Origin of the sequence: Tunturiibacter gelidiferens (genome assembly GCF_014201335.1) — a bacterium.
GTDB lineage: Bacteria > Acidobacteriota > Terriglobia > Terriglobales > Acidobacteriaceae > Edaphobacter > Edaphobacter lichenicola_E.
Genome location: NZ_JACHEB010000011.1, coordinates 56,728 through 76,185, shown reverse-complemented (window position 1 = coordinate 76,185; position 19,458 = coordinate 56,728). Strand labels below are relative to the sequence as shown.

General features: G+C 56.8%; 19 protein-coding genes and 1 riboswitch. Of the genes, 5 read left to right on the top strand and 14 right to left on the bottom strand.

Annotation, left to right across the window (positions count from 1 at the left end; genetic code table 11):
- Positions 1-15: 15 nt before the first annotated feature.
- Both HDF14_RS20210 and thrC read right to left on the bottom strand, forming a co-directional pair.
- A complete protein-coding gene (locus tag HDF14_RS20210; RefSeq protein ID WP_183980307.1) occupies positions 16-297 on the bottom strand; it encodes a MoaD/ThiS family protein in 282 nt (93 codons plus the stop codon).
- Entirely contained in the window at positions 297-1,577 is a 1,281-nt protein-coding gene (thrC, locus tag HDF14_RS20205) for a threonine synthase (RefSeq protein WP_183980306.1), read from the bottom strand. Before thrC ends, HDF14_RS20210 begins: the two co-directional genes overlap by 1 nt.
- A gap of 122 nt (positions 1,578-1,699) precedes the next feature.
- A riboswitch (SAM riboswitch) is annotated at positions 1,700-1,817 on the bottom strand.
- A gap of 162 nt (positions 1,818-1,979) precedes the next feature.
- On the opposite strand from thrC, the gene HDF14_RS20200 reads away from it, so the two are divergent.
- Positions 1,980-2,195 carry a hypothetical protein gene (locus HDF14_RS20200; RefSeq protein ID WP_183980305.1) on the top strand — a complete coding sequence of 72 codons (216 nt, stop codon included), beginning with the start codon at positions 1,980-1,982 and terminating at the stop codon, positions 2,193-2,195.
- A gap of 94 nt (positions 2,196-2,289) precedes the next feature.
- On the opposite strand, the gene HDF14_RS20195 is transcribed toward HDF14_RS20200, so the two are convergent.
- The 4 genes from HDF14_RS20195 to HDF14_RS20180 form a co-directional block, all read right to left on the bottom strand.
- Positions 2,290-2,682: a hypothetical protein gene (locus HDF14_RS20195; protein ID WP_183980304.1), complete on the bottom strand. Its 393-nt coding sequence runs from the start codon at positions 2,680-2,682 to the stop codon at positions 2,290-2,292.
- A gap of 200 nt (positions 2,683-2,882) precedes the next feature.
- Positions 2,883-5,594: a methionine synthase gene (gene metH / locus HDF14_RS20190; RefSeq protein ID WP_183980303.1), complete on the bottom strand. Its 2,712-nt coding sequence runs from the start codon at positions 5,592-5,594 to the stop codon at positions 2,883-2,885.
- The gene (locus HDF14_RS20185; protein ID WP_183980301.1) at positions 5,591-6,691 is read right to left on the bottom strand and encodes a homocysteine S-methyltransferase family protein; all 1,101 of its coding nucleotides are present in this window, start codon (positions 6,689-6,691) and stop codon (positions 5,591-5,593) included. Before HDF14_RS20185 ends, metH begins: the two co-directional genes overlap by 4 nt.
- A gap of 102 nt (positions 6,692-6,793) precedes the next feature.
- Complete coding sequence (locus HDF14_RS20180) at positions 6,794-7,297, bottom strand: NuoI/complex I 23 kDa subunit family protein (RefSeq protein ID WP_183980299.1); 504 nt, start codon at positions 7,295-7,297, stop codon at positions 6,794-6,796.
- Positions 7,298-7,336: 39 nt separating this feature from the next.
- Here HDF14_RS20180 and HDF14_RS20175 point away from each other — a divergent pair, with 39 nt between their 5' ends.
- Positions 7,337-7,888: a molybdopterin-dependent oxidoreductase gene (locus tag HDF14_RS20175; RefSeq protein WP_183980297.1), complete on the top strand. Its 552-nt coding sequence runs from the start codon at positions 7,337-7,339 to the stop codon at positions 7,886-7,888.
- A gap of 13 nt (positions 7,889-7,901) precedes the next feature.
- Here the strand turns inward: HDF14_RS20175 and HDF14_RS20170 are convergent, their stop codons facing one another.
- The 3 genes from HDF14_RS20170 to HDF14_RS20160 form a co-directional block, all read right to left on the bottom strand.
- Positions 7,902-8,483, bottom strand: a complete 582-nt coding sequence (locus HDF14_RS20170) for a hypothetical protein (RefSeq protein ID WP_183980295.1) — start codon at positions 8,481-8,483, stop codon at positions 7,902-7,904.
- Between the two features lie 8 nt (positions 8,484-8,491).
- On the bottom strand, positions 8,492-8,989 hold the full coding sequence (locus tag HDF14_RS20165) for a hypothetical protein (RefSeq protein ID WP_183980293.1): 498 nt from the start codon (positions 8,987-8,989) through the stop codon (positions 8,492-8,494).
- A 104-nt stretch (positions 8,990-9,093) separates the two neighbouring features.
- The gene (locus HDF14_RS20160; RefSeq protein ID WP_183980291.1) at positions 9,094-10,683 is read right to left on the bottom strand and encodes a UbiD family decarboxylase; all 1,590 of its coding nucleotides are present in this window, start codon (positions 10,681-10,683) and stop codon (positions 9,094-9,096) included.
- Positions 10,684-10,930: 247 nt separating this feature from the next.
- Here HDF14_RS20160 and HDF14_RS20155 point away from each other — a divergent pair, with 247 nt between their 5' ends.
- Positions 10,931-11,653 (top strand): energy transducer TonB, encoded by a 723-nt coding sequence (locus HDF14_RS20155; RefSeq protein ID WP_183980289.1) that lies wholly within the window; start codon positions 10,931-10,933, stop codon positions 11,651-11,653.
- A 34-nt stretch (positions 11,654-11,687) separates the two neighbouring features.
- Here HDF14_RS20155 and HDF14_RS20150 read toward each other — a convergent pair whose 3' ends face one another.
- From HDF14_RS20150 to HDF14_RS20135, 4 genes are all read right to left on the bottom strand, one after another.
- Positions 11,688-12,710, bottom strand: a complete 1,023-nt coding sequence (locus HDF14_RS20150; protein WP_183980287.1) for a VTT domain-containing protein — start codon at positions 12,708-12,710, stop codon at positions 11,688-11,690.
- A 145-nt stretch (positions 12,711-12,855) separates the two neighbouring features.
- Positions 12,856-13,452 carry a Dps family protein gene (locus tag HDF14_RS20145; protein ID WP_183980285.1) on the bottom strand — a complete coding sequence of 199 codons (597 nt, stop codon included), beginning with the start codon at positions 13,450-13,452 and terminating at the stop codon, positions 12,856-12,858.
- Between the two features lie 65 nt (positions 13,453-13,517).
- Positions 13,518-14,828, bottom strand: coding sequence for an HlyD family secretion protein (locus HDF14_RS20140; protein WP_183980283.1), 1,311 nt, complete (start codon positions 14,826-14,828; stop codon positions 13,518-13,520).
- Between the two features lie 2 nt (positions 14,829-14,830).
- Complete coding sequence (locus HDF14_RS20135; RefSeq protein ID WP_183980281.1) at positions 14,831-16,354, bottom strand: TolC family protein; 1,524 nt, start codon at positions 16,352-16,354, stop codon at positions 14,831-14,833.
- A 451-nt stretch (positions 16,355-16,805) separates the two neighbouring features.
- Here HDF14_RS20135 and HDF14_RS20130 point away from each other — a divergent pair, with 451 nt between their 5' ends.
- Entirely contained in the window at positions 16,806-17,879 is a 1,074-nt protein-coding gene (locus HDF14_RS20130; protein ID WP_183980279.1) for a Gfo/Idh/MocA family oxidoreductase, read from the top strand.
- A gap of 132 nt (positions 17,880-18,011) precedes the next feature.
- Here the strand turns inward: HDF14_RS20130 and HDF14_RS20125 are convergent, their stop codons facing one another.
- Positions 18,012-18,401 (bottom strand): hypothetical protein, encoded by a 390-nt coding sequence (locus HDF14_RS20125; RefSeq protein ID WP_183980277.1) that lies wholly within the window; start codon positions 18,399-18,401, stop codon positions 18,012-18,014.
- A gap of 46 nt (positions 18,402-18,447) precedes the next feature.
- Here HDF14_RS20125 and HDF14_RS20120 point away from each other — a divergent pair, with 46 nt between their 5' ends.
- Complete coding sequence (locus tag HDF14_RS20120) at positions 18,448-19,332, top strand: hypothetical protein (RefSeq protein ID WP_183980275.1); 885 nt, start codon at positions 18,448-18,450, stop codon at positions 19,330-19,332.
- The last annotated feature ends 126 nt before the right edge of the window (positions 19,333-19,458 follow it).

Sequence of the window (19,458 nt, the reverse complement as noted above, 5' to 3'; positions counted from 1 at the left end):
GAAGACCATTTCCGGTCAGGCGATTCCGCCGGCGATAGAGGGGATCAGCATGATCTCGTCGCCGTCCTGGAAAGCGTAGGTTTCGCCGCCTAGGAAGCGGATATCTTCGTCGTTGACGTAGATGTTGATAAAGCGGCGAAGCTTGCCCTCTTCGTCCTTGATCTGGGTCGATAGCGCCGGAAAGGTCTGGTCGATGTCGGCGATGAGACCAGGAAGATTTGAAGCCGCGGAGTTGAAGTGCTTGCGGCCATCGGTGTGGCGGATGAAGGCAGTAGGAAGAGTCACTTTGATTGACATTAGAGGGCTCCTGCGGTGGTCAGTTCCAGCTCTGTGATTCCGTCGAGTTCGCGGAGGTAGGCGTCAAAGTCTGCTAGCCGCGGGCGGACTGCGCGTTCCTGTTGATAACGGCCGATGAGTGCGTCGGTGGTCTTGAGTCCGTTGCCCGTAATGCAAGTGACCGTGGTCTCATTCGCCGAGATGCGGCCGTCGGCGTAGAGGCGAGCGGTGACGGCGGTGGTGACGCCGCCAGCGGTCTCGGTGAAGATGCCTTCGGTTTCGGCGAGTTCCTGTATGCCAGAGACGATTTCGACGTCGGAGACGTCCTCCGCCCAGCCGCCGCTGCTGCGGATCATCTTGGCGGCGGCGGGGCCGTCGGCGGGGTTGCCAATGGCAAGCGAGCGGGCGATGGTATTGGGACGCTGTGGTTCGATGGTGTCGGTTCCCTCTTTGACGGCGACCGAGATCGGCGAGCAGCCAGAGGCCTGAGCTCCGAAGAAGCGAACCGGTTTTTCTTCGACGAGGCCTAGGTAAATGAGTTCGTTGAAAGCTTTGCGAATTTTTCGGATGAGCGAGCCACCGGCCATCGGAACGACGACGTTGTCGGGAAGACGCCAGCCGAGTTGTTCGGCGATCTCATAGCCGACGGTCTTGGAGCCTTCGGCGTAGTACGGGCGAAGGTTTACATTGACCAGGCCCCATGCGTACTCGTCAGCAATCTGGGTGCACAGACGATTGACGTGGTCATAGTTGCCGTCGATGCGAACGAGGCGTGCGCCATAGACAAGGGTGTTGAGGATCTTGGCGGGCTCGAGGTCTGCGGGGACGAGGATGGTGGCCTTGAGGCCCAGGCGAGCGGCTTGCGCAGCAACTGAGTTGGCGAGATTGCCGGTAGAGGAGCAGCCTACGATGTCGAAGCCAAACTTCTGCGCGTTGGCCAAGGCTACAGAGACGACACGATCTTTGAAGCTGAGAGTTGGGAAGCAGACGGCGTCGTTTTTGACGTAGAGATTCGCCGCGCCGATTCGCTTGCCGAGATTCTTGGCGCGGACGAGTGGCGTGAAGCCTACGGGGAGATCGGGCTGGAAGCCGTCTGGGATCGGGAGGAGAGCCGCGTAGCGCCAGATGTTGGCCGGACCGGCTGCGATGTTTTCCTTGGTGAAAAGGTGCCGGGCAGCCTCGCGGTCGTAGGTAATTTCGAGAGGGGCAAGGCAATCGGGGCAGGCGGAGAGAGGTTGGTTGCCGAACCGCTTGCCGCACTCGTTGCACTTCAGCTCATACCGGCTACAGGAGTAGTTCATCGTGCTCTTTCCGAGGGGAAAGGGTGAACTTTTGCGCTTACTCTCTTGTTTGGGGGTTGCCGGTTAGGCTGGGAAGTTGAAATGCGGGGTGCAAACCTGGAATTCGGGCTTGCGTGCTCCGAATCTCATGTTCCCTGTAGGCCAAAAGGCTCCCAGGAGAGAGTTGACACCGGTACGTCTTTGTTCTGTCCGGTTGTCGTGGCGTCAAAGGGCTCGTCCCTCAACCACTCTGCATGAAATTCAAATCTGCCGAAGCAGACTGGAATACATCGTTTGTATCACAGGCCGGGCGGGGTCGCAACTTGTGGAAGAATTTGATGCAGAAGTTGTATCGACGACGAGCGGGTGGGTGGGTGTACTGGGCAGATGGCGAGTACAAACCTGGTGGAGGAGACGTCATCGATGAAGAGGGAGTTCGAGTTCGCCGGAAACTTCGCGTTGAGTGTGTTGTTGCTGGCTGGTTCGTTCGCGGTGGCACAGAGTGCGACGACTGCGACCGCAAAGAAGACCGGTACGATGACTACGGCGGCAGTTACAGGCAGTTCAAGTCAGGGCGCTCCGGCTGCTCAGCCGACACAGGCTGCTGCAGTCACGAACAGCCAGACGCCGAAGCTGTAGTGCCGACCGCAACACCCCAGAATCAACCAAGCGCGACGACTAAGCCAAAAACGATCGTGAGTGCAGACAAACGGACGATTCCGGTGCCGCAGCTTTAGCTTAGGATTTGATCGCCGTTCGGGGGAATGATATCGCAGACCCCCTGCGCGAAGGCCGCGGGATCGAACTCTGTGCGAACGATCTCGTCCGGACAGTCGGTGAGAATAGCGACGCGCCAGTTGCAGACGAAGGCAACCAATTGTTCGGGCTGAGCCGTTTTGATCTCGGAACACATTTTTTCGGCCTGCGGTATTCTCTCTTCGCCTTCCACGTCGATCAGAACGAGATCATACTGTCGCGCCCAGAACATGGAAAGACCTTCGGTGTGGTTAAGGGTGGAGTCTACGACAAATCCTGAGAGGCGAAGAACCTGGTCACGGAGAGGGCGGATCGTCTCGCGAGTACAGATATGCAGGACGGCGCGCTTGTTGCTGGTCGGAGTTTCCATTGTTTTCTTACTTTCGTTCAAGGTGTGCGCTCCGGAGAGGGAACGCAGGGCGGACGGTCGTGATAGTCCGCTCAAGAAACCCCTGCGAGAGGGTTTTTTATTATTTTATCGAAGATTCAGCAGGACCCGTGCCGGTTTGCCCCTATGTTGGGTAGGCAATATAAGACTTACGGGCTGCCTTCTGCTCCGAGATGTGGTGCCTATTGGCGAGGGTCGTAGTTCAGATTTTGGCCGAGCCATCTCTCTACCTCGGCCACGCTCATTCCCTTGCGTTGGTGATAGTCGTCGACCTGATCGCGGTCGATCTTGCCGAGGCTAAAGTATCGTGATTCCGGGTGCGCAAAATAAAGACCGCTCACGCTCGATCCGGGCCACATCGCGAAGGACTCCGTAATCTGCATGCCAGTGTTGGCCTGGACATCTAGCAAATGCCAGAGCGTCCCCTTCTCCGTGTGATCCGGGCACGCCGGGTAGCCTGCGGCCGGCCTGATACCGCGATACTTCTCCTGAATGAGATCCGCTGGACTGAAACCTTCCTCAAGCCCGTAACCCCACTCATCACGCACGCGCTTGTGCAGGCATTCTGCGAAGGCTTCGGCCAAGCGATCGGCAACAGCCTCCGCCATGATCGCGTTGTAATCATCGTTCTCAGCCCTGAAGCGGTCACAGAGTTCCTTTAGGCCGATCCCACTGGTCACCGCGAACGCGCCGATGTGATCGGCTAGTCCGGTTTGTTTGGGCGCGATGAAGTCAGCGAGCGATCGGCAAGGTTCACTGCCTTCCTTATTTGCCTGCTGGCGGAGGAAGTGGAAACGATCGAGGGGGGTTGTGCGCGACTCATCGGTATACAACTCAATGTCGTCACCCACGGCGTTGGCAGGAAAGAAGCCGTAAACCCCGCGAGCAGTAATCAGGTTCCCATTGATGATGCGGTCCAGCAATGCATTGGCATCATCGAATACCTTCTTCGCTTCGACACCTTGCCGCTCGTCATCGAAGATGCGCGGGTAGATGCCTTTCAGTCCCCAGGTATGGAAGAGCGGCGACCAGTCAATGAATTCGCGCAGCGTAGCGAGGGGAAAGTTGTCGAGCAGCACGCGAATGCCGGTGAACGCAGGACTAGGCAGGTCCTCAGACCGCCATTTTATTGGAGTCCGCCTTGCGCGCGCAGCCTCAAGGGAAACGACCGGTTGTTTGGGCGCGGAGTGTGCTTTGCGAACTGCCTCATATTCTGCACGATACGCAGTAACAAACGTGGCGTTGCCATCTTCACTCAGTAAACTGGTCGTCACCGGTACAGCGCGGCTCGCATCGAGCACGTGGATCACCGGCTGACTGTAGTGAGGCGCAATTTTCACGGCTGTGTGTGCCCGGCTCGTTGTCGCTCCGCCGATCAGCAATGGTTGCTTGAACCCTTGACGCTCCATCTCCCGCGCCACATGCACCATCTCGTCGAGCGACGGTGTGATGAGGCCGCTAAGGCCAACGATATCCGCTTTCTCCGCCTTGGCGCGTTCAAGAATCTTTTCGCTCGAAACCATCACACCCATGTCGATGACTTCGTAGTTGTTGCAGGCGAGAACGACACCGACGATGTTCTTGCCGATATCGTGGACGTCACCTTTGACCGTTGCAAGTACGATCTTGCCCTGCGCCTTGACGACCTGGCCAGATGCCTCCAGAGCAGCCTTCTCGGCCTCCATAAACGGCGTCAAGTGCGCCACGGCCTTCTTCATCACGCGGGCAGACTTGACCACCTGAGGCAGGAACATCTTGCCTGCTCCGAAGAGATCTCCCACCACGCTCATTCCCGCCATCAACGGGCCTTCGATGACCAACAGAGGACGACCTAGCTTGACTCGAGCTTCTTCTGCGTCAATTTCGATGTAAGTATCGATGCCCTTGACGAGCGCGTGAGAGAGGCGCTCTTCGACGGTGCCGTTGCGCCATTCTTCGGCCTTTTTTTCACTTACTACTGCGCCGACGTTCTTGAGTTTTTCGCCATGATCGACCAGGCGTTCCGTTGCGTCGGGACGACGGTTGAGCAGTACATCCTCGACGAGTTCTTTCAGTTCAGGCTCAATCTCTTCATAGACCTCGAGCATGCCGGCATTGACGATGCCCATATCCATGCCTGCGCCGATTGCATGATAAAGAAACGCAGAGTGCATGGCTTCGCGAACTTTGTTGTTGCCTCGAAAACTGAAGGAGATATTCGAGACGCCGCCGCTGACCTTCGCATGGGGCAGGTTGGCTTTGATCCATCGGGTGGCGTTGATGAAATCAACCGCGTAGTTGTTATGCTCCTCCATGCCGGTCGCCACGGTAAGAATGTTCGGATCGAAGATGATGTCTTCTGGCGGGAAACCGACCTCATCGACCAGCATGCGATAGGCTCGCTCGCAAATGCGGATCTTGTCTTCGTAGGTCGCAGCCTGACCCTGTTCATCGAAGGCCATCACCACTACCGCGGCACCATATTTCAGCACTGCGGCAGCGTTGTTACGAAACTTTTCTTCGCCCTCTTTCAACGAGATCGAGTTTACGATCCCCTTTCCCTGCAAACACTTAAGCCCCGCCTCGATGACCTCCCACTTCGAGGAGTCCACCATGAACGGCACCTTGGCCACTTCGGGTTCGCTCCCCAACAACTGCAGGTAGCGAGTCATAGCAACAGCGCCGTCGATCATGCCCTCGTCCATACAGATGTCGAGGACGTTTGCTCCATTTTCAACTTGCTGACGAGCAACGCTGACAGCTTCCTCGTACTTGCCTTCTTTGACGAGCTTCGCGAACTTGGGCGAACCTGCCACATTGGTGCGCTCGCCGATCATGATGTAAACGCCGGGCTGCTGGGTAAAGGGTTGGGATCCGGACAGACGGAGCGGCTTAGGCTCGGTGACCAAGCTCATGCTGCTCTCCCGTTCCGGACTAGCTCTCGCGGAGGCATCCCTTCGAGCGCTTTCGCGATAGCTGCGATATGTTCGGGGGTGTTGCCGCAGCAACCGCCTGCAATATTGATCATTCCTTGGCGTGCAAAATCACCGAGATAACGTGCCATGTCCGGTGGCCCGAGGTCGAACCCGGTCTCCGAAAGCGGATTCGGCAAACCGGCATTCGGATAGCATGAGATCGCCACGTTCGCCTTCTCCGAGAGTTCCTCAAGAAACGGATACATCAGATCCGGTCCAAGGGAGCAGTTGAGACCAACCGACAGTGGCTTCGCATGCTCGACCGCGTTCCAGAACGCTTCGGTTGTTTGTGCCGAGATCAGAGTCTCGCCACCACGTCCTACCGCCGCCGATATCATCACCGGAAGCTCTTTGCCGTCTTGATCAAACACCTCACGAATGGCGACGAGCGCTGCCTTGGCGTTGAGCGAATCAAAGATCGTCTCGACAAGGAGAAGATCTACGCCACCGGCGATGAGGGCACGCACTTGCTGCATGTAAGAGACCTTGACCTGATCGAAGGTGACTACACGGAAGCCCGCATCATCGGCATCGGGCGAGTTCGAGAGAGAGACGGTTAGCGGACCGATGGCTCCCGCTACGAACCGCTGGCGCGAAGTTGCGGTGCCGACACGATCTGCCCACTCCCGGCACTGCAACGCTGATTGCTCATTGATCTCCCACGCGAGGTTGTCAAGCATAGGATCGTCAATGATCTTCTGGTAAAACTCGGGATCCTTCCGGCCACCGTGCTCTCGCGGATCGTCTACGAAGAACTCGCTCTGAGTGATACTGGTCGCCCCAAATGTATTCGTCTCGATGATGTCTGCTCCCGCCTCAAGAAACCTGCGATGAATATCACAGATCATCTTTGGCTGAGTGAGGGAGAAGAGATCGCCATTGTTCAACAGATCCTTGGTAGAGTCTTTGAATCGCTCCCCGCGAATGTCTGACTCCTTCATGCCATAGGTACGGATCGTCGTTCCCATCGCTCCGTCGATGATGGCAATTCGGCTCTCCATAATCTTTTCAAGAGGATGTTGGTTGGCTTTGGTCATTGGTATTAGATGTCCTTGCTTCGTTGCGCAGTGCGTTGGCGCCCGGCGAAGTCCGGCAAGTCCCTAAAGACTTGCCGCTGATTGAAACTTTATCCTGAAGGTTTAAGCGAGAATTTCGGCTTGGTCTTTGTCCGAGCGGACAACGTCCGGAAGCATGGGATTGGGAATCAGGAGGTCTTCTTTGCGCATGACCAGGGTGGTAGCGTTGAGGCTGGCGAGTTCAAAGCCGTGGCCATGCGTGATGGCGTCGGTGGGACATGCTTCGACGCAGTAGCCGCAGAAGATACACCGGTTGTAGTCGATGTTGTAGACCTTAGCGTAGCGCTCGGCGGAGGAGATGCGTACTTCTTCAGTGTTCTCCGCAGCTTCGATGTAAATGCAGTTCGAAGGGCAGGCGGCAGCGCAGAGGAAGCAGGCCACACACTTCTCAAGGCCGTTCTCGTCGCGTTGCAGCTGGTGCTTGCCGCGGAAGCGCTCCTCAAACTTCGCTCCGCGCATAGGACCTTTGCCGTCAGGATAGTTCTCGACTTCGGTCGGCTGGAAGGCCTGCTTCAGCGTGATGCTCATTCCCTTGGCAATGGCTGCGGCGTCGCGGACGATAGACATACCTTGAGTATACGACGGGGGCGCTATAGGCTGGAAGCCATGAAAAGAGCCTCCCTGACAATCCCGCTGCTGGTAAGCCTTTGCTTTGCAGGAGTGAGCGCCGCAGAGGCTCACGCTCAGACTGTACCGAACGGGGGCATAGCGGAGCACCAGCACGCTACTACGCAGCCTTCAACGAGCCTGGTACTGACGGTGGATGGTAAGGCGACTACGCTGTCTGTTGTTGACCTGGCTACGATGCCCCAGAAGACCGTGACCGTGCATAACGAACATACGAAGACAGATGAGACCTACACTGGGGTGCTGCTGGGGGATCTGCTTGCGAAGTATGGGTTTCCAGTGGAAAAAACGACCCACCGGAAGATGCTACGGAGCTACCTCGTAGCTGAGGGGATGGACAAATATTGGGTGTTGTATTCGGTGACGGAGATTGAGGGCTCCGAACATAACGGGAACGTGATCGTTGCGACCAGCATGGGAGGCAAGCCGCTAGGGGAAGATGGACAATTGAAGCTTGTCGACAGCGAAGATAAGAAGCCGCAGCGGTGGGTACGGAATCTGAGCGCGATTACGGTGAAAAGCGCGGAATGACCTCGACCTCGCTCTAATGAGTTGCGGAGTGGATGACGGCCCATGTGGAGATGACACTGGCAGCGGTCGTCAAGCCGCCATATTTTGCATATATCTGAGCCGCTGCGTCGCCAGCCTGTTTGATGCTGTTGGTGGGATTAGGGATCTGAGGATCGGACGCGTTGCGAATGGCATGCCAGGAGAGATTCGGAATGCCCTGTAGCGCGCTGGCGACCATAGCGTCGCCCATATCGCAGGCTTGCCCGAGACCTTGTAGCTTGTAAAAGTTCGTGGAGTCATCGAAGGCGAAGAAGTCGGTTGTGACAATTGCATCGCTGGCGGAGCTCCATATCTTTGGAGTCGCTCTGGCGTTCGGAATGCGCGAGGCATTTGGTTGAGTGAGTGCCGGCGTGATGGCCGCGAGAGCGCCAGCGGGTAACTTCGACGGGGAGAAGACCGCATCGTGCCAAGGCTCGTTCTTGAACTGGGTACGACAGTCGAAGCGCACCTCGCCTGCAATGACAACGTCTCCCAACAGCACTTCGGATCCGATGCCGCCGCCAGTGCCGGTCGTGATGAAAAGCTTGGGACGAACTGTTTGCGCGATTTCGGTCATCAGCTTCTTCACTGGAGTTGCCGGCCATCGTAGTCCAGATGCAAACCGCTCTTGACTAGAAGAACTTTTGCTTTGCCTATCTGGCAGGGGAAGTAGAGGGCGAGGGTGTGATAGTACCGGGCCATCTCGGGCGTGTTGTCGTTGAAGGGAGCTACATTCCCCGTCACTAAGGGGATATATTGGGCGACGTTGTGGCGATAGAGAAACCAGGTACTGGTTGGGTTGGCGGGGGTGAAGAGAGATGCTAGTGCGGCGGCTTCCGCTGAGGTCCAGGTGACCACTACCGCGTCATAGCCTTCGAAGCGCGACAGGTCGTCGGTATCGACCGGAAGTGGAGTGAGCGTGATGGGCGTCGGCGCTGCACCTGCCGGCCAGGGGATCGCATGAGGAAGCTGAGCCGCTGGCGCCAGGAACGCGGCTTCGAGGCCAGCATTGCGAAATCGCTGCTGGGGCTGTGAGGGATCGTAGTTGAGCCTTACATCTGCGAAGTTGAGATTAGCTGACATCGTGTCACCCCTCTCTCTTTGTGGATAGTGACCTGAAAGCTCTGCTCGTTACTATTCGCAAAAACTGAGCTAACCCGAACAAACGACGAGGTAACGATAGCGGACTACTCAATCCCCAATTTTTTCCAGAGTGCGTCGATCTTCGACTTTACCTCCGCGTCCATGGTGAGCATGGGCGGCCAAGGCCGGGTGAAGCCTTCGGCAGCCCATTTGCGTGTGGCATCGATGCCCATCTTGCTGCCGAAGTTTGGCAGGCGACTGGCATGGTCGAGCGAGTCCACGGGCCCGAGGGTGAACTGGATATCACGCTCGGGATCGATGTTGTTGGCGGTGCGGAGCGTGACCTCCGCGAGGTCCTGAACATCGCAATCTTCGTCGACAACGATGATGCACTTGGTGAACATGGCCTGACCCATGGCCCAGATTCCATTCATGATCTTTCGCGCGTGGCCCGCGTAGGACTTTTTGATCGAAACGATCATGAGGTTATGGAAGACGCCTTCGGGGGGAAGGTTAACATCGACAATCTCGGGCATGGTGAGCTGCATCAGCGGAAGAAAGATGCGTTCGACCGCCTTGCCCATCCAGGCATCTTCCATTGGAGGCTTGCCGACGATCGTTGCAGCGTAGATGGGGTCTTTCCTGTGAGTGATACACGTTATATGGAAGACGGGATAGTCGTCCTGCATGGTGTAGAAGCCAGTGTGATCGCCGAACGGGCCTTCCGTTCTGAGTTCGCCTAACTCAACATAACCTTCGAGGATGTACTCCGCATTAGCGGGAACTTCGAGGTCGACGGTTTCGGCTCGCACGAGTTCGAGGGGTTTCTGGCGAAGAAAGCCGGAGATGAGGTACTCCTCGACATCGGGTGGTGCAGGAACGATGGCGCTGAAGGTAGTGGCAGGATCCGTGCCAATGGCGACGGCTACCTCCATACGGTCTTCACGAATCTTGGTGACCGTTGTTGCGTTGAGGGTTTCGAGGGAGGATGCGGCAGCTGTTCCACCCGACGTGATGGCCATGAGATCGACACGGGCGGCGGAGTCCGGGGAAGCTTCGCGGAGGCGTTCGCGCATGTGTTCGGCGGCAACCTTCTGTCGCTGCCAGTGCATACCGGTGGTCTTGCCGTCGTACACCTGCATGCGGTACATGCCGACGTTTCGCTTGCCGGATTTGGGGTCGCGCGTGATGACACAGGGAAGGGTGATGAAAGGACCGCCGTCCTGCGGCCAGGTTTTGAGGATGGGCAACTCAAGAAGATTGACGTCTGCTCCACGGCGAATGACTTGCTTACATGGCGCGTCTTTAGCGGCGATTACTTTGGGGAAGAAGTTGCCTACCTCAGCAAGGATGGGGAGCATCTTGAGCTTGTCCATCAAACTCGTCGGAATCTGTGGCTTGATGAGGGTGCGGATACGGTCGGCGATGGCATCGAGCGAGTCGGTCTCTAGTGCGAGCCTCATGCGGCGTTCGCTGCCGAACTGGTTCATCAGGACGCGAGCGCTCGGGTAGCCCTTCACGTTTTCAAAGAGTAGTGCGGGGCCGCCGGCCTTGGGTGTGCCTCGACCAAGCTTGGCAGTGCGGTCGGCAATCTCGGCCATCTCCAAATCTGGAGATACCTCTGCGGTGATGCGCTTTAGTTCTCCGGCTTTTTCTAGCTGCTTAATCCATTCGCGTAGATCGTTGTAGGCCAATTCCCTCTCCTGCTGCAGTCGGTTAAGGCTGCAAGCCTATGGTAATGGTTTCGGTTGTGTCGCGTTTGCGTCGAAGTTTTGGTGATGATGCTCCGCAAAGAATTGGCCTTGATTCGCGGCCGATGAAATCGTGCACGTCTCGCGATGACCAGCGCGGGAACATAGATGCGTTGGAGGTGTCTAACGTAGTACGGCCGCATTCCTCGCTGGAGGCGCACCTAAAATCCGGACGTTGGAGGGTGCTTCTATGTTTGAGGACAGTCTTGTAGAGTCGCGTGTTGGTGAAATCTCTTCAAGCCGGCGGTGGACGACTGTGGCGTCGATCACCTTACAGTTTGCGGTCGCCGGTTTGGTGATCGCGTTGCCTTTGCTGCATCCGGAGGCGGTATCGTTTGAGATCGAAGCGCCAAAGATGTTGCTTCCGTCGCCTCCGAAACCACCTAAGCCACCGGTGCGCGTGCAGCGAGTAACGGAAGCTGCTTCGAATGCAGCGTCACCTGAGTTATCACGCCCGCCAGTCATCTCGACTATGGTCCCGAGCAGCGTTTTTTCAGCGAGCGAAGAGCCTTCGCTTCTGGCTCCAGACAGCGGAATGGGGATGCGCACTGAGCTACCCGGCGGACTTCTCGGCGGGAGCGGACCTCATCCCAGCGTGACGGTCGGCTCGGGCACTCCTCATAAAAGGATTGACGTCTCTTCTGGGGTCTCGGAGGGGATGTTGATCACGCCGATTCGCCCGGGATATCCGGCAATCGCCAGAGCGGCCCATGTTGAAGGGACAGTTGTGGTGGAGGCGGTTATCTCGCGAAATGGAACCATCGAAAGTCTGCATGTACTCAGAGGGCCTACGATGCTGCAAAGCGCCGCAATTGAGGCAATACGAGGAGCGCGGTATCGGCCTTACCGATTAAACGGAGAACCCGTTGACGTGCAAACGATAATTACCGTTAATTTTCGGATGGGCGCTTGAGGCGCTGCGGGTCGAACCCGAGACATTCGCCGACTTACATCGACGGTACGGCAGTGTTGGAGTTCGCCGGCAGGATCTTCTCCACAACCTCGGAACTCGGCGTCTCAGAGACGTAATCGACCAGAGGGTAACCAGCTTCCTTCCAGCCATCGAAGCCACCGCGGAGAGGACGCACCCGGTATACCCCCATCTTATGCAACTGCAGGGCAAGCTTCGCGCTGGTTTCTTCGCTGGGACAGGTGCAATAGAGGATCACGTCGCGATCACGCGGAATAATCTCACTGTGCTGCTTGAGTTCGTTAGGACCGATGCGGAGCGCTCCCGGAAGCACCCGAGGATCCGGCAGATAGTCCAGTGGGTGGCGCAGGTCAACGATGAACGGAGGCTTCAAACCGCCAGCCTCTGCCGCATCCAACATCCCTTTCAACTCGCTCGGTTCGAGGCGCAGTTCGCGAACCTGCTGGAGGAACTTGCGCTGCTTCCAGATGCGATGACCGAGAAACCCGAGGACCATCAAGACAAAGATGAGGAAGGCAAAGTGGCCTAGCCAGTGCAGGAAGGGTGCGCTCTTTTTGGCAACGTCGCCGAAGAACCGGCCGGCCAGAATGAACGTCTCCCCCCAAATGAACGAGCCGGCAAGATCCCACATAAGGAACCTCGAATAGGGCATCCCGGTTTGACCAGCGATAGGCGCGGCAACGGTGCTGAGGCCCGGAACGAACTTCGCGAAGAGCAGAGTGACCGGTCCGCGCCGAGTGAAGTAACCCTCGGTCTTGCTGACACAGGTGGAAGCTTCAAAGGAAAGCCGACAGAGCAGCTTCAAAACACTGTTGCCAAAACGGCGACCGAGCGCGAACCAGATGGTGTCCGCGATGAGGCACGCAAACAAAACCGAAATGACGACATAGAGGTGACTGACTGTGTGTGTCGCGCTAAGAGTCCCAGCGGTAAGCAAAACCGGCACACTGGGAATAGGAATGCCGACCTGCTCCACCAATACCCAAAGGAAGACGATCAGGTAGGCGTAGTGGACGAAGAATGCGAGTGCGATCGGCATAGGCTTATGTAGTACAGATGATTGGAGCGAGCAGTTGGATGCGGGCTCACAGCCTTTAACATACACAGCCCGGAGGCTTCGCGCGACCGGGCTGCTTGCTTCAGCGTAAAAATCGAATTCGAACTAGTTTAGGAGTGCTCCTCGGCTATTTTTCAAGAATCAACGGCATCTCCACCAAATGCTGGCCAATGAACCAAGACTGCAGCTCATTGGGGCGGAGAATATCGCTGATCACCAGATCGTTTGTTCCCTGATCTCCCGCTTTGTCTGCCAAATCCGAGATGTCTAGGCAGCTCTGAATGATGATCTTGTGAGCCTCGAGGAGACGGGAGATCTGTACCGGAACTTCTTCCCTGCCACGAGGCGGCCGTTGGAGGCGGGTGACCTCGGCTACATCCCCACCCATAGCGATGGTGACGCCGCCGAGTAACTGGACGCGTTCGGCTATGGTATCGACCATCTCAACCTGCTCATCAAAGTGCTTGTCGAAGAGAAGATGAAGCTGATAAAAGGTCGGACCGGAGACCTGCCAGTGGTGCTTCTTGTACATGTCACGCAGGGTGATGGAGTCGGCCAGAAGCTGGTTAAGCTGGGCGACCATGTCGGCCCGGACCTTCGCACTCAGCGGGTGAGGGATATCCTCGACCACGGAGCCGTACTTCTGGATCTCCTTTGCGTGTGCATGCCAGTGCGGCGCCACGTTCGCGTTACTCGAACTTGCCTTCTTGATTGCAACTGCCATTTTCCACCTCGTAAACTAACCTTCCAGTTTTCAGATGCCGCAGAGAACAGCTCGGTTTCCCTTTATCATTTGACCTCTACATCCGGAGTCACCGACATTCCTGGACGCAGGGCATAGTCGCCGTTTTCCTGTTGCAGATTCGTGAAATCAATTCGAACGGGGATTCGCTGGACGACCTTGACATAGTTTCCGGTAGCGTTTTCAGGAGGAAACAGGGAGAGCCTCGAGCCAGTAGCGCCGCCGATTTGGGTTACTTTACCGTGGAACTTACGACCGCCCAGGGCATCGACCTTGAGAGTGACTGGCTGGCCAGGCTTCATCTTTGAGAGCTGCGTCTCCTTGAAGTTTGCGGTCACCCAGAGGTTAGTCAGAGGGATGATCGTCAGCACATCTTGTCCGATACTGAGATTCACACCCACCTGAACGTTCTTTTTGTTGACGATACCCGTGGTGGGGGCGGTGATGTGGGTGTAGCCGAGGTTGAGAAGAGCTTGATCGACCTTCGCCTGCGCCTGCTTGACGTCGGCAAGAGCTGAGTTCGCCTTCGCCTGCTGGACACGCACTTGGTCGGGGCCGGTTTTGACGGATTGCGCCGCTTGGAAACGCGACTGGGCAAGCTTTTGAATTGCCTGACTCACCGCAGCTTGATTCCCAATGACCGTAGCTTCAGCCTCCAGCACAGATGCCTGATTCGCAGCATCTGTCGCTACAGCAGCGTCAAATTGCTGCTTCGAGATGACATCCTTCTCCACCAGCGGGGTGTATCTTTCCACGTCGAGATGCGATTTGATCGCGGTTGCCTTGGCAGCGACGACGCGAGCCTCTGCGGCCTGAGCTTGCTTGCGGGCCTGCTCCACCGCTGCAGAACTGCCAGTGACATCGGAGCCGGTGGTGCTGACACTGGTGTTAACGTTGACGCCAATGATGGGCACATTGACCGTCGCCTGGATCGCAGCGGCTTGCGAGCTAGCGAGGTTAGCCTGGGCCTGCTCGAGCGCTACCTGATAGTCGCGCGGGTCGATCTCGGCGATAGGATCGCCTACTTTGATCTGCTGATTGTCTTCGACATAAACCTTGATGACCTGGCCGGTAACTCGGGAGCTTACCTGATAGAGATCGCCGTCCACCTGGGCGTCGTCAGTGTCCTCGCTGAAGGTTGAACGCCAATAGAAGATTCCCGCTCCGATGACAAGGAGGATAATCACCGCGATGACGATAAACTTGCGGCCGGATTTTTTCTCAGGGGCGTCGTCCTCTTCCTGCTTGTGCGAATCCTCCGGAGGAGGCTGTTTGTCTCCTGTGTTCTGCTTAATTTGCACTGTCCCGCTGATCTGCGCGGTCTGGCCACCTTGCTGCTGATCTGATTGGTCTGGCAAGTTTACTTTCCTCCGAGATAATCTTTGTAATTGGTCTGCGCCACGCCCAGGGCACGGGCCAAGGCAAGCTTGGCGACATTGTGCTGATAGAGCGCGCTGATGTATTGATCGTTCGCCTGTTCTGTCTGCGACTGCGCCTGTGAGACAGGTAGATTGTCCGACACACCGGCATGGAATCGTTGTTGCGCTTCGCTGAGAGCCTCGTTCGCGAGATCCACATTCGAGTGCGTGGATTCGACCAGCTTCGCCGCCGACTGAATATCGAGCAGGCTGTCGCGCACATCCTGGTTGACCTGCTGGATTTGGTCGGAGAGCTTCGCTCGTGCCTGTTCATACTGGGCGTCGGCGACCTGTTCCTGCCCTCGGGTCTTCGCAATCTGGAGGATCGGCGCGCTTACCTGTCCCGTTGCTGTGAAGGTTCCATGCGAGTGGCCTGGCGTGGTGCCAATGTCGCCGTAGTCGCCCGAGAAGCTGGCGACCGGAAGCTGGTAAGCCCAGGCCGAAGTCTTTTCGTCCTTGGCAGCCTTCACCTGTTCGGCGTATGCCTTCAGATCCTTTCGTGTCTTCAGCGCCTGCTGAAACGCGACCTCAGGGTCGACGTGATCGAGGGCCTGGAAAGGAACGCGGTCGGTCAAACGGAAGACCTGGTCAAGAGGCAGTCCAATCGTACGCGCCAGGGCGAGCTTGTCCTTCTCAAGGCTATTCTTCGCCGAAATCAGAGTCTGCTCTTCGTTCTGGTAGTCGACTTGGGCGCGAAGCACGTCAAGCTTTGGGCTAGTGCCGGCATCATGCGCTGCGACGGCCTGATCGAGCGAGACTTTTGACGTTGCCAACTCCGCAGTGACCGCTTCGATTCGCGCGGTGTCCGCAATGCACAGCAGATATGCGTTCCCCACGGTGAGAGCTACGAGGTCGCGTGCGTCCTCTGCGGTAAGACGTGCGCCCTGGAAGTTGTGCTTCGCTGATAGATAATTCTTTAGCGCTGAAACGTTGACCAGATTCTGAGTCAGATATGCGCGAAAGTCGACCACCTGGAACGGCCCAATGATGGGCGCGACACCGGGAAACTTCAAGCCGAATGCAGCAAGATTAATTTGCTCGACTTCTATGCTCGCGGACCCGGTAACGGTGGGCAGAAGCGGCTGCAGTTCCTCCAGACGCTGACCGGCGGCGTTTTTTACCGACGAAGTCTGCAGAATTAGACCGAGGTTCTGCCGCAGGCCACGTTGAATGGCGTCGTCGAGCGAGAGATCGAGCACGCCGTCTGTAGCCTTGCCCGTGACCACGCTTCCCTTGAAGGAGTCCTGCGTAGGTTGAGCGCCGTTTTGCCCGGTGGCGGTGTACAGACTTTGTTGGGCGTTCGCGACGACCGAGCTATTGGTGGCGGTGCCGGGTCCGCTGGCTGGGGTCTGCGGCGCCTGACCGCCCGGTGCCTGTGCGTACGACAGATTGCAGGCTAAAAGGAGGCCGAACCCAACAGAACTAACTGACGCCCTTGCAGCGCCCGTTGTTTTGCTTTTATTCATACGTTTGATCGTACCCTGCATCTTGATTGGATTCACGGTCTAGTTTATGGCAAGCCCGACTCAACTACAGAAGCCATTGGTGTTGTAACAAATTACTCGTATGGGTTAATGATGCGCCCGATTATCAAAAATCTTCAAAAGATGCATTCGTTACACTCTCATCAAACTTGTCTTGAGGACTGCGTACATGCTTTTGGGGATTGACGTTGGTGCCGGGGGTGGCGCGAGCCGTGCTGATCGACCTGTTAGGTTAGCTTGAAGAGGGGCAGCGTTCGGTGCGGCGTTGCTGCCTGGAACAGGCATGGAGTGTGGCAGGTGTGGAGGTAGCTTCTGCGGCGACGGTTCATGGGGCGCAGACCATTGCGCCGAAGAAAGCCGCTGTAGTGGACTAGGCTTACGAACAGTATCGTCGGATCTATCCGGCGTTGCTTGAGATTGCGAGGAGGTGAGGATGGCTGGTGAGATTGGGGTTGCTGTTGTTGGGTTTGGATTGGCAGGACAGGTGTTTCACGCCCCCTTTGTAAGCGCTGTTCCTGGGCTCAAGCTGGAGGCGATCGTTCAGCGTAAGGGCGATGAGGCTGGGAAGGCTTATCCATCGGCTCGGATTCTGCGGTCGTTTGAGGAAGCTCTGAGCGATCCAGCGATCCAGCTTGTCGTGGTTGGAACTCCGAATGAAACTCACTTTGACCTTGCGAAACAGGCTCTGCTGGCGGGAAAGCATGTGGTTGTCGACAAGCCGTTCGCTGCTACAAGCGATCAGGCTTTGGAGTTGAAGGAACTCGGGCTGAAGCAGCGGCGTGTGCTGGCTCCATTTCACAATCGGCGCTGGGATGGAGACTTTCTGACCGTGAAGAAGATCTTGCAGGACGAGTCGGTGGGGCGGTTGGCGACCTACGAGTCGCACTTCGACCGTTTCCGGCCATTGCCTCGCGAGAACACCTGGAAAGAAGGCGCCAGCGGCTGCAACGGACTGCTGTTCGACCTTGCCCCACACCTTGTGGACCAGGTGTTGACGCTGTTTGGTGTACCGGAGGGGATCACGGCCAGCGTCCGGATGGATCGCGACTCAACCGATATCGAGGATGCGTTCGATATCACGCTCGAGTATCCGAAGTTGCGGGCCCACTGCCGTTCGAGCATGCTGGCTTGCGATGCTGCGCCCAGGTTTCTGCTTCATGGGACTCGGGGCAGCTTCAAGAAGTTTGGCCTCGACCCCCAGGAGCCCGCGTTGCTTGGCGGAGCGAAGCTGCCTCGCATGGGTAAAGGCGAGTGGCTGGCCGATGCCGAAGAGCACTGGGGCACGTTGACCATCGCTCCCCATCCGAGCGACCCTGGCACACTGACCCGGACGAAGGTGAGGACCGAACTGGGTGACTACCGGAACTACTACGCCAATGTTCGCGACGCGATCAATGGTTCTGCGGAGTTGGCGGTAAAGCCTGAGGACGGCTATCGGACAATCAAGCTGCTTGAACTGGCTCGCCGTAGTTCCTTGGAGGGTCGTACCTTGCCGATTGCCTTTTGAGCTCCCCCCGGTTGCCTGACGCGCAATTCGTTTATTTTGTTTTGTTTACGAAGATTAAGCCCCTCTGGACTAGAATGGCGGCCTCTATCCGTTCCATCGCGCGTGACGAGTTCGTGAAGGTGATGCAGGAAGTCAAATCCGGTCTTTGATGGGTGACCAAAAATCCAATTGCCTAGCGATATCCGGGAGAACGAAAATGAGAGTTTTTATCTCTGTCCTTGCCGCAGCTTTAGTTGGCTGTTCTGGCGGAATATCTCCGACCGCTCCCCCGACCGTGACATTGCCACCCTCTAACCCAACGCCTCCAACAACTTCCACGCCTCCTCCTACGTCCACAGCGCCACCCACAACAACGGCTCCGCCTACCTCAACTCCTCCTCCAGTAACAACACCGCCTCCGGTCACCTCAAATCCAACGCCGCCCCCGATTTCGACGCCTCCGCCTGTCGCTGCCTCGACACCACAACTCTTAGTCGCATGGGGAAATTCACAGACCGAAGGAATTGGTCTCCCTGACTGCATCGCTCAACCCAACACGTGTGAATCTACCTACGCATGGCCGCAAATCATGGCGACCGACAAAGGCTGGAACCTCGACAATCAGGCTGTCGGCGCAACAACCTGCGGTGACCTCACCACCCAAGGACGCTCTGAATCCTTGTGGGATCTGAAAATCGACGAGAATAGCGTAAACATCTACGCACACTTCCATAATGAAGAAGCAAATTGGGGATTTGAAGCGAGTGGTGTCTACTACACGCACAACTGCATCGAAGCGCAAACCGCGTGGCTCGCCATTCCTGAAAGTCAAAAGGTTCGTGCAATTAACTGTGCTCAAACTGGGACGTGGACGGCAGGGCCGAACTCTGCCGCCGCGATCACAACCGATACCGGTGCAACTCTTACCTGCACGGTTACCGGCACAGTCGTCTATCTCTCCACAGCTCGCACGACAGGCGCAGTAGGCCAAATAGGAACATATTCTATAACCGTTGACGGCAATCTGGTAACCGACACAGAGAGTCAATCTGCCCTATTTAGCGAGTACCAGAACGTTTCACCACAGGCCGTCGCTAACTTCGTGCGCGTTGGGAATCTCCAGAACACAACCCATACGATAAATTACACATGCACGTTTGCTGGCAGTGGTTGTGCCGTCTTCTACGCAGCCGGATTGACCGGAGGGACGAATACACCCATCGCCTATTCCCTATCGCCTGTACCAAACGCATCAACCGTGACCGGAAAAAACTTTGATCCTGCGACCTACGCTCAGTACTATGCCGAATGGAAATCACTGGTAACGGAATTGCAGGTTGACGGCCTCAACATCATCCCAATCGACGTCAACAATCCCAAAATTTACGACCCAAATACACAATCTCAGCCTGATGGAATTCACGAAACCGTTGCCGGACATGCCGCAATCGGCAATTACGCCGCAACACTGTAATTTCGGAGTAATTTGGGGCTTGACAAGTTTTGGGACGGTTCGATTCCGCAAACGTGAAAGATACCGGCAAATCCCCTTCGGGGATGACGACCAGAAATGCAACGGCACACGCACCGGCAAGTGCGA